At 75.1% G+C, this 9,760-nt stretch carries 8 protein-coding genes; 4 read left to right on the top strand and 4 right to left on the bottom strand.

All coding sequences use genetic code 11. The annotated features are described in order from the left end of the window. Nucleotides 1-104: 104 nt before the first annotated feature. Entirely contained in the window at nt 105-923 is an 819-nt protein-coding gene (locus tag ACIQI7_RS38725) for an inositol monophosphatase family protein (protein WP_401119523.1), read from the bottom strand. 110 nt (nt 924-1,033) lie between these two features. After that, nucleotides 1,034-2,176, bottom strand: coding sequence for a ferrochelatase (locus ACIQI7_RS38720; protein ID WP_401119520.1), 1,143 nt, complete (start codon nt 2,174-2,176; stop codon nt 1,034-1,036). A 131-nt stretch (nt 2,177-2,307) separates the two neighbouring features. On the opposite strand from ACIQI7_RS38720, the gene ACIQI7_RS38715 reads away from it, so the two are divergent. Next, complete coding sequence (locus tag ACIQI7_RS38715; RefSeq protein ID WP_401119518.1) at nt 2,308-3,576, top strand: MFS transporter; 1,269 nt, start codon at nt 2,308-2,310, stop codon at nt 3,574-3,576. Nucleotides 3,577-3,681: 105 nt separating this feature from the next. Beyond that, a complete protein-coding gene (locus ACIQI7_RS38710) occupies nt 3,682-5,004 on the top strand; it encodes a D-arabinono-1,4-lactone oxidase (protein ID WP_401119515.1) in 1,323 nt (440 codons plus the stop codon). A gap of 237 nt (nt 5,005-5,241) precedes the next feature. On the opposite strand, the gene ACIQI7_RS38705 is transcribed toward ACIQI7_RS38710, so the two are convergent. After that, nucleotides 5,242-6,114 carry a hypothetical protein gene (locus tag ACIQI7_RS38705; RefSeq protein WP_401119513.1) on the bottom strand — a complete coding sequence of 291 codons (873 nt, stop codon included), beginning with the start codon at nt 6,112-6,114 and terminating at the stop codon, nt 5,242-5,244. A 517-nt stretch (nt 6,115-6,631) separates the two neighbouring features. On the opposite strand from ACIQI7_RS38705, the gene sepH reads away from it, so the two are divergent. Beyond that, nucleotides 6,632-7,714 (top strand): septation protein SepH, encoded by a 1,083-nt coding sequence (sepH, locus tag ACIQI7_RS38700; protein ID WP_401119510.1) that lies wholly within the window; start codon nt 6,632-6,634, stop codon nt 7,712-7,714. Nucleotides 7,715-7,777: 63 nt separating this feature from the next. Here sepH and ACIQI7_RS38695 read toward each other — a convergent pair whose 3' ends face one another. Then, entirely contained in the window at nt 7,778-8,656 is an 879-nt protein-coding gene (locus ACIQI7_RS38695) for a sulfurtransferase (RefSeq protein WP_401119507.1), read from the bottom strand. Between the two features lie 273 nt (nt 8,657-8,929). Here ACIQI7_RS38695 and ACIQI7_RS38690 point away from each other — a divergent pair, with 273 nt between their 5' ends. Beyond that, nucleotides 8,930-9,673 carry a VOC family protein gene (locus ACIQI7_RS38690; RefSeq protein ID WP_401119525.1) on the top strand — a complete coding sequence of 248 codons (744 nt, stop codon included), beginning with the start codon at nt 8,930-8,932 and terminating at the stop codon, nt 9,671-9,673. The last annotated feature ends 87 nt before the right edge of the window (nt 9,674-9,760 follow it).

Below are 9,760 nucleotides of genomic sequence, written 5' to 3'. Positions count from 1 at the left end.
CCGGTCGTCGATGCCCCGAGTCAACCGGAACGGCGGACACCGCGGATCCCGCCGGGGCGGGGCCGTGCCGCCCCGGGGGTCCGGGGCGGCACGGCCGGAACCGGTCAGTCCGCCCAGGCGCGCAGCGCGGCCAGCCGCTCCTGCAGCGGCTCGTACACCCCCGGGGCGGCGGCCACGGTCAGCTCGCGGTCCGGCCCGTGCCCGGGGCGGCCGCCGACCAGCGCGCCGGCCTCGGCGGCGATCAGGCAGCCGGCCGCCCGGTCCCAGGGGGCCAGGCCGCGCTCGTAGTAGCCGTCCAGCCGCCCGGCGGCGACGTCGCACAGGTCCACCGCGGCCGCCCCGCCCCGGCGGACGTCCCGCACCTCCGGCATCAGCGCCAGCAGCACCTCGGCCTGCCGCACCCGTACCGGCTGGACGTAGTTGAAGCCGGTGGCGATCAGCGCCTGGCCCCAGGGCGGGGCCGGGCGGGCCGAGAGCGGCCGGCCGTCCAGGCGCGCGCCACGGCCCAGGACGGCGTGGAACAGCTCGCCGCGGGCCGGGGCGTACACCACCCCGACGACCACCCGGCCGTCCAGCTCGGCGGCCACGCTGACCGCCCAGGACGGCAGTCCGTAGAGGTAGTTGACCGTTCCGTCGAGCGGGTCCACGACCCAGCGGACCCCGCTGGTGCCCGGCCGCTCGGCGCCCTCCTCGCCGAGGTAGCCGTCCTCCGGGCGGCGGTCGGTGATCAGCTCCAGGACGAGCTTCTCGGAGGCGAGGTCCATCTCGGTGACCACGTCGACCGGGCTGCTCTTGGTGCCGGCCACGCCGAGCTCGGCGGGGCGGCCGTCGCGCAGCAGGGCGCCGGCCTGCCGGGCCGCGTCCAGGGCGACCTCCAGCAGGTCGTCGAGGAGCCGGTCGTCGGGCAGGGCGGGGGTGGGCACGGGGTTCTCCTCCGGAACGACGGACGGACGGATCGGACGGCTCGGGCGGGACTTGCCGGACGCGCGGGGCGGACGGGACGCGCGGCGGACGGGACGCGTGGGATCCGGGCTCAGCGCTCGGCGACGGCCGGGCGCGGGGCGCGCGGGTTGGGGCAGCAGGCCACCGCGCACACGTCGTGGCTGGGGCCGAGCGCGCCGAGGGCGCAGCGGGTCACCCGCTCCCCGCGCTCGGCGGCGGCCCGCTCCAGGACGAGTTCGCGCACCGCGGCGGTGAACCGGGGGTCGGCGCCGACGGTGGCGGCGCGGGCCACCGGCAGGCCGAGTTCGGCGGCCTTGGCGACGGCCTCGGTGTCCAGGTCGTACCTGACCTCCATGTGGTCCGAGACGAACCCGATCGGGACCATCACCACGGCGGGCGCGCCGTCGGCGTGCTGGGCCTCCAGGTGGTCGCAGATGTCGGGTTCCAGCCACGGGACGTGCGGGGCGCCGCTGCGGCTCTGGTACACCAGCTCCCACGGCCGGTCGGCCACGCCGGTGCGCTCGGCCACCGCGGCGGCGATCAGCCGGGCCACGTCCAGGTGCTGGGCGACGTAGGCGCCGCCGGGCTCGCCGCGGGCCGGGTCGTCCGGGGCGCCGGAGGTCTCGGCCATGGAGTCCGGGATGGAGTGGGTGGTGAACGCCAGCCGGGCGCCGGGGCGGACGGCCTCGGGCAGCTCGTCCAGGGCGGCCAGGACGGCGTCGGTCATCGGCTGGACGAAGCCCGGGTGGTTGTAGAAGTGCCGCAGCTTGTCCACCCGCAGGGCGGGCACACCCTCCTCGGCGAGCGCGGCCAGGGCGTCGGCCAGGTTCTCCCGGTACTGGCGGCAGCCGGAGTAGCCGGCGTAGGCGCTGGTGGCGAGCACGGCGATCCGGCGGTGGCCGTCGGCGGCCAGTTCCCGCAGGGTGTCCACCAGGTAGGGCGCCCAGTTCCGGTTGCCCCAGTAGACCGGCAGGTCCAGCCCGTGCTCGGCGAAGTCCTTGCGCAGCGCGGCGAGCAGTTCGCGGTTCTGCCCGTTGATCGGACTGACCCCGCCGAACATGAAGTAGTGCTTGCCCACCTCCTTCAGCCGTTCCCTGGGGATGCCTCGGCCGCGGGTGACGTTCTCCAGGAAGGGGACGACGTCCTCGGGGCCCTCGGGCCCGCCGAAGGACAGCAGCAGCAGGGCGTCGTACGGGGCGGCGCCGGAAGGGGAGGGATTGCGCGCGTCGGACATGGCACCGATCCTGCCACTGAGGGGGCGGGCGCCGTCGCCGGGGCCGCGCGGCTGTCCGGAAAATACCGTTTGCCAACGTACGTAAGCTGTGTTCACCAGCCTTGTTCCTTACTCCCCCGCTCGGAGCTCCCGTGCTGTCCAGCTACCGCCGGATATTCGCCGCCCCCGGCACTCTGGCCTTCTCCTCCACCGGCTTCGTCTCCCGGCTGCCGATCTCCATGACCGGCATCGGCATCGTGACCATGCTGTCCCAGCTCAGAGGCTCCTACGGGGTCGCCGGCCTGGTCTCGGCCTGCCTCGCGATCTCCGCCGCGGTCCTCGGCCCCCAGGTCTCCCGGCTGGTGGACCGGCACGGCCAGCGCAGGATCATCGTCCCCGCCATGGCGATCACCGTCGTCGCCGTCACCGGCCTGCTGCTCTGCGCCCGGCTGGGCGCCCCGGACTGGACGCTGTTCGTCTTCGCCGCCGGCATGGGCGTGATGCCCAGCACCGGCGCGATGGTCCGCGCCCGCTGGGCCCACCTCTACCGCGAGGACACCGGCAAGCTGCACACCGCGTACTCCTTCGAGGCCGTGGTCGACGAGGTCTGCTTCATCGTCGGCCCGATCCTCTCCATCGGCCTGGCCACCTCCGTCTTCCCCGAGGCCGGCGTGCTGCTCGCCGGGCTCTTCCTCGCCGTCGGCGTCCTGCTGTTCGCCGGGCAGCGCTCCACCGAGCCGCCGGTCCATCCGGCCGCCCGGCACCAGGGCGGCTCGGTCATCCTCAACCGCGGCCTCCAGGTGCTGATGCTGACCTTCGTCGCCACCGGCGCGATCTTCGGATCCGTCGAGGTGGTCACCGTCGCCTACGCCGAGGACCAGGGCCACAAGTCGATCTCCAGCGTGATCCTCGCCCTGTGGGCGCTCGGCTCCTGCCTAGCCGGGGTGGTCTTCGGCACCCTCAAGCTCACCGGCTCGATGGCCGTCCGCTTCCTCGGCGGCGTCCTGTTCATGGCGATCAGCATGGTGCCGCTGGTGCTGGTCGCCCACGCGGTGCACGGCATCGGCGGGCTGGTCGCGGTCGGCGGCGCGCTGCTGGTCGCCGGCATCGCCATCTCCCCCACCCTGATCACCGCGATGGCCCTGGTCGAACGGCTCGTCCCGGCCGCCCAGCTGACCGAGGGGATGACCTGGACCACCACCGGCCTGGCCCTCGGCGTCGCGGCCGGCTCCTCGGCCGGCGGCTGGGTGGTCGACGCCTCCGGCGCCGCCGCGGGCTACTGGGTGCCGGTCGCCGCCGGCCTGCTCGGGGTGGTCGCCGCCCTCGCCGGCCTCGGCCGGCTGCGTGCCGGACTGACCTCCGGCGCGCCCGCCGCGGCGACGGCCGACGGGGTCGGACAACCCGTAGACGCCGAACGGTGAACTGACTAGTCTCTCGCCCTACCCGCAGGCCCTACCAGCGGGTAGGGCGGCCGCGCCGCCCCGGACCGCGCCGACCCGTTCGGCCACGGAGCAGGAGGCAGCGCAATGCCCCAGGCCAGTACCGCGACCCCCGCCCGGTGGACCAACTGGGCCGGCAACCAGAGCGCCCGGCCCGCCCGGACCGCCGCCCCCGGCACCGCGGAGGAACTGGCCAGGGAGATCCGGCGGGCCACCGAACAGGGCCGCACCGTCAAGGCCGTCGGCTCCGGCCACTCCTTCACCTCGATCGCCTCCGCCGGCGACGGCGTCCAGATCCGCCCGCACGCGCTCACCGCCGTCCGCGGGATCGACCGCGAGGCCGGCACCGTCACCGTCGAGTCCGGCCTCCCGCTGCACCGGCTCAACCGGCTCCTCGCCGCCGAGGGCCTCTCGCTGACCAACATGGGCGACATCGAGGTCCAGACCGTGGCCGGCGCCACCAGCACCGGCACGCACGGCACCGGCCGCGACTCCGGCTCGCTGGCCGCCCAGATCCGCGCGCTGGAGATCGTCCTCGCCGACGGCACCGTCCGGCACTGCTCCCCGACCGAGAACCCCCGGCTCTTCCAGGGCGCCCGGCTCGGCCTCGGCGCCCTCGGCGTGATCACCGCGCTCACCTTCGGCGTCGAACCGGCCTTCCTACTCACCGCGCACGAGCAGCCGATGGGCTTCGACGAGGTGCTGGAGCGTCTGGACGACCTCACCGCCGTCAACGAGCACTTCGAGTTCTACTGGTTCCCGCACACCGACCGCTGCGCCACCAAGCGCAACAATCGCAGCCAGGGCCCGGCCGCCCCGCTGCCCCGGTTCAAGGAGTGGCTGGAGGACGACTTCCTCTCCAACACGGTCTGGGAGGGCGCCTGCCGGGTCGGCCGCCGCTTCCCCGGCTCGATCCCCTCGATCGCCTCGCTGGCCAGCCGGGCCTGGTCCGAGCGCAGTTTCACCGACACCGCGTACAAGGTGTTCACCAGCCCGCGCAAGGTCCGCTTCGTGGAGATGGAGTACGCGGTGCCGCGCGCGGCCGTCGGCGAGGTGCTGCGCGAACTGAGGGCCCTGGTCGAGCGCTCCGGCTGGAAGGTCAGCTTCCCGGTCGAGGTGCGCTTCGCCCCCGCCGACGACCTCTGGCTCTCCACCGCGTCCGGCCGGGACAGCGCCTACATCGCCGTCCACCTCTACCGGGGCACCGCCGACCAGGGCTACTTCACCGGCGTCGAACAGCTGATGACCGCCCATCAGGGCCGGCCGCACTGGGGCAAGCTGCACACCCGCGACGCCGGGTACCTGGCCGGCGTCTACCCGCACTTCGCCGACTTCACCGCGCTGCGCGACGAGGTCGACCCCCAGCGGGTGTTCGGCAACGACTACCTGCGCCGGGTGCTGGGCGCCTAGCGCCGCGCGCCCTCTAGGGCGTGTCTGACAATTCGCGTCGGATCAGGGCGCGGCGTTGGGGTGCGTGCATCGCAAGGCGGAGGAGGGAGCCACTGCGGTGGGGGCACCTCCCGGCCGGAGGCTGGGGGCCATTGGCGACCGACGACAACGCGGCGAGGTGCGCTTGTGCCCTGGGGGTACCTCCCGGCCGAAGGCTGGGGGAGCGTCGCGCACCCGGCGGGAACTGTCAGACACGCCCTAGGGCGTGGCGCCGGTCCCGTCGGCCGGCGGCGGGGCCGCCGGCTCCTTCGCCGGCTCGTTCGACGGAGCGCCGCTCGGCGCCGGCGGCCGCGGGCTCGCCGCGCCGGTGGGCTTCCCGCCGCCCGCCGACGGGGAGGCGCCGGTCGAAGGGGTCGCGCTCGGGCCCGCCGAGGGCGTGGCCGTCCCGGCGCCGCCGCTCGGCGTGTCGCCCGGCCCCCGGCTCGGCCGGTTGGTCGCCGGGGCCGAGGCGCCGCCGGACGGCGTGGCGTCCTGGCCCGGCCGACCGCCGGGGGACGGCCGGTCCGCCGGGTCGTCCTGCGGCCGGGACGACCCGGGCGTCACCGAGCCGCCGAAGGACGTGCCGTTGCCGGACTCGCCCTTGACCGTCGCCGACACCGGCTGCCCGGTGGCCAGTTCGAACGCCACGATCGGCGTCATCGCCAGCAGGAAGACCAGCCCGGACACCGCCGCGTACGTCCTCCAGCCCCACCGCCGGCGCGCCCGCACCACCTGCGGCTCGTTCCACTCCGAGGTGATCACCGGCGGCTCCGCCCGCGGCCCGGGCTCGCCGGCGCGGACCGGCACCTGGCGCAGGGTGTTGACGGTCCGGTTCGGCCCCCGGTCCACCGCCCCGCGCAGCTGCTCGCCGGTCCGCTTGAAGAGGTGCTGGAACACCGCGCCGCCGGTGGTGGCCCCGACGCTCACCACGGCGGCGCCCAGGATCGTGCCGTACACCCCCAGTTCGGAGGCGAGCAGCGCCCCCACCACCGTGGCCAGCGCACTCGCCGCGACCTGAGCCACACTCAGATCGATGCGCCTGCGCTCCTCCTTGGCCTTGCCGCCCTCCTCGGCGGGGCTCCGCTCCGGCATCAACATCCCTCGGTCCGTACGGCTGTTCCTCGAACAAGACTCTCCATCTTGCCCAAAGAAGGACACAAGGGACGAAAATGCGGTTCTCCACGCCCGGATTGTGTGAAGATGATCACCGTCCGTCCGGTGGCCATCCGCCATTGGGGGAGCGCGCTCTTGAGATTCCCGTGAATCGCGGGAGACTTGAGCGGCGAGCCGCCCCTGTGGATGCCACGAATGGAGTACTGTTCGTAAAGCCCGAGCCTTGGGTCGACTTGTCGACTGTGCCTACACCGACAGCTTGACGAGGAGCCACGGAACGGGCACGCACGGCGACGCCCGTCCCGGATCGTCGCGTTCACTGCGCGTGCGAGGACGGCCGGGACACCCAGGCGCGACGCCGACGGACGGCGTGGCAAAAAGGCAACCGTGCCACAGCGGCATGCACGGGCATACGCCCGACACGCCGGGGAACTCAGCAAGGTTGTGGCCAGTCGCGAGTGGGCAGGCCACACTCAGTACGGGAGCAGCGACGCAGGTGACGTCGGCAGGCACCACCCGGGAGGTAACCGTGCCCGAACTGCGGGTTGTGGCCGTCAGCAACGACGGCACACGGCTGGTGCTCAAGGCTGCCGACAGCACGGAGTACACCCTTCCCATCGACGAGCGGCTACGCGCCGCCATCCGTGGGGACCGGCCGCGCCTCGGCCAGATCGAGATCGAGGTCGAGAGCCATCTGCGCCCCCGGGACATCCAGGCCCGGATACGAGCCGGTGCCTCCGCCGAGGAGGTCGCCCAGGCCGCCGGGATCTCCGTCGACCGCGTCCGCCGCTTCGAGGGCCCGGTGCTCGCCGAGCGCGCCTTCATGGCCGAGCGCGCCCGCAAGACCGCGATCCGCCGCAACGGCGAGTCCCCCGGCCCGCAGCTCGGCGAGGCCGTCGCCGAGCGGCTCGCGCTGCGCGGCGCCGAGAAGGAGACCGAACGCTGGGACTCCTGGCGGCGCGACGACGGCACCTGGGAGGTCATCCTCTCCTACCGGGCCGACGGCGAGGGCCGCAGCGCTTCCTGGACGTACGACCCGCCGCGGCGCCTGGTCCAGCCCAACGACGACGAGGCCCGCGCACTGATCGGCGAGAACGTCGAGCGCGAGGAGGAGTCGGTCTTCCCGTTCATCCCGCGGATCGCCCGGCTCCCCCAGGACCGGCCGCCCCGCCCGATGATCGACCGCCCCTCGGCCGACCGCATCATGTCGGCCCGCGAGGTCCGCGAGTCGCGGGAGGCCACCGCCGAGTCCCGGGACTCGCTGACCAGCCTGCTCGACGTGGTCCCCGCCTTCCGCGGCGACCTCGCCGTCGGCGCCCCCGCCCCGATCGAGCCGGTGCCCGCCGAGGTCGCCGAGGAGGACGAGGAGCCGGCCGCGGCGGCGGCCGCCCCTGCGGTCGGCGCGGGCTCGGCCTACGCCGACATCCTGATGCCGCGCGCCGTCGCCCCGCACCGCGACCGCCTGGTCGGCACCACCGACCGGCAGGCCGAGGCGGACGGCGTCCGGCCCGGTCGCCGGGCCACCGTGCCCAGCTGGGACGAGATCGTCTTCGGCAGCCGGCGCAAGAAGCAGGAGTAGCACCGGCGGTACGCCGCAGGGGCGGGAGGCCCGGCCTCCCGCCCCTGCGGCGTACCCGGGGGATCAGCCCGGCTGCCCGGTGACCGCCACCGGGCGGGCCTCGTCGCTCGACCACTCGCTCCACGAGCCCGGGTACAGCGTGGCCGGCAGCCCCGCCACCTCGAGCGCCAGGATCTGGTGCGCCGCCGTCACCCCCGAACCGCAGTACACCGCGGTCTCCCGCTCCGCCGCGCCCAGCGCCCGGAACCGGGCGGCCAGCTCGACGGCCGGGAGGAACCTGCCGTCCGGGCCGACGTTCCCGGCCGTCGGCGCCGAGACCGCGCCCGGGATGTGCCCGGCCCGCGGGTCCACCGGCTCGGTCTCGCCCCGGTAGCGCTCCCCCGACCTCGCGTCCAGCAGCAGGCCGTCGCGCGCCCAGGCCGCGGCGCCGTCCCCGTCCACCGTCGGCAGCTGCCCCGGCACCGGCTTGAAGTCGCCCTCTCCGGGCTCCGGCAGTTCGGCCGTCACCGGCAGCCCGGCCGCCTGCCAGGCCGCGAAGCCGCCGTCCAGCACCCGGACGTCCCGGTGGCCGGCCCAGCGCAGCAGCCACCAGGCCCGGGCCGCCGCCATCGAGGCCGCGCCGTCGTACACCACGACCGGGCGACGGGCGCTCACCCCGAAGCGGCGCATCGCCGCGCCGAATTCCTCCGGGTCCGGCAGCGGGTGGCGCCCGCCCCAGCCGGGCGCGCCGGGCGCGGCGGCCAGGTCCCGGTCCAGGTCGACGAAGTGGGCGCCGGGCAGGTGACCGGCCCGGTACTCCTCGGCCGCGGTCGGGCCGCCCGGCGCGGCGCCGACCAGCTGGTAGCGCACGTCCAGCAGCACCGGCGGCAGCGCGGAGGCCAGCGCCTCCCGCAGCCCGGCCGCGGAGATCAGCGGGGAACCGTCGTTGTAGGTGGTGGTCATGGCGGACATTGTCGCGCAGCGCGGCCCGGGCGGCGGGGGCATCCGGATCCTCCCCACCGCCGCCCGGACCGCCGGAACACGACGGAATCCGACGGAAGACGGCAGAAGGCGGCGGAAATCCGCAGCGAACGCCCCGGCCCACCGCTCTTTGTGGGGTCTTTGCCGGACTTTCCGCGCGGCCCGGGGGTTGGGCGACCGCCAGGGTGGAAGCATCACCCTCGCGCAGGGATCTCCGTGCGCCGACCACCCACGAGGAGGCCCGCATTGCCCGCGGTGGAACTCCGACTGGCCCAGGGCACGCCCTGCTGGGTCAGCCTGCTGACCGACGACCTGCCCGGCGCCCGCGCCTTCTACGGCGCCCTGCTCGGCTGGACGTACACGCCCGGGCCCGGCCAGCTCGGCGACTACGTCCGGGCCGAGCTCGACGGGGCACCGGTGGCCGGCCTCGGCGTCTCCACCGCCACCGGCTTCCCGGTGCAGTGGACCACCTACTTCGCCGTGGACGACGCCGACCGCACCACCCAACTCGTCCGCGAGTGCGGCGGAACCGTCGCCGTCGGGCCGCTCCAGGCCGAGCGCGCCGGGCGGATGGCCATCGCCGCCGACGTCTCCGGCGCCGTCTTCGGCCTCTGGCAGGGCGAGGAGCACCTCGGCCGGGAGGCCGGCCGCGAGCCGGGCGCCCCGGCCTGGGCCGAACTGCTCACCCCCGACGCGCCGGGCGCGGCCACCTTCTACTCCGCCGTGCTCGACCGCCCGGTCCGCTCCGCCGCGGAGGAGAGCGCGCTGCTGGTGCACGGGCGTCCGGTCGCCGGCATCCGGCACCGCGCCGAGCTGCGCGGCCACCCGCCGCGCTGGCGCACCCACTTCGCGGTCCGCGACGCCGAGCTGACCGCCCGTCACGCCGTCGAGCTCGGCGGCCGGGTCCTGGTCGAACCGCACGACACCGCCCGCGGCCGGGCCGTCCGGCTCGCCGACCCGCAGGGCGGGCACTTCTCCGTCCTGGAAGCGGCCCCCTAGTAGTACTTCGTTAGGTCCGGCTTGGTCCGGTGCGCCCTGGTCGGTGTGTGGTGGGTAACTCGCGGTGGCAGGTGGGGCATTCGCCGG

The organism is Kitasatospora sp. NPDC092039 (genome assembly GCF_044756065.1).
Lineage (GTDB): Bacteria > Actinomycetota > Actinomycetes > Streptomycetales > Streptomycetaceae > Kitasatospora.
This window is presented reverse-complemented; position numbering and strand designations above follow the sequence as displayed.

Excerpts from the sequence above, each read along its gene's own strand:
- ACIQI7_RS38720 (WP_401119520.1), bottom strand. The coding sequence starts at position 2,176 with ATGTCCGACGCGCGCAATCCCTCCCCTTCCGGCGCCGCCCCGTACGAC.
- ACIQI7_RS38710 (WP_401119515.1), top strand. The coding sequence starts at position 3,682 with ATGCCCCAGGCCAGTACCGCGACCCCCGCCCGGTGGACCAACTGGGCC.
- ACIQI7_RS38705 (WP_401119513.1), bottom strand. The coding sequence starts at position 6,114 with ATGCCGGAGCGGAGCCCCGCCGAGGAGGGCGGCAAGGCCAAGGAGGAG.
- ACIQI7_RS38695 (WP_401119507.1), bottom strand. The coding sequence starts at position 8,656 with ATGACCACCACCTACAACGACGGTTCCCCGCTGATCTCCGCGGCCGGG.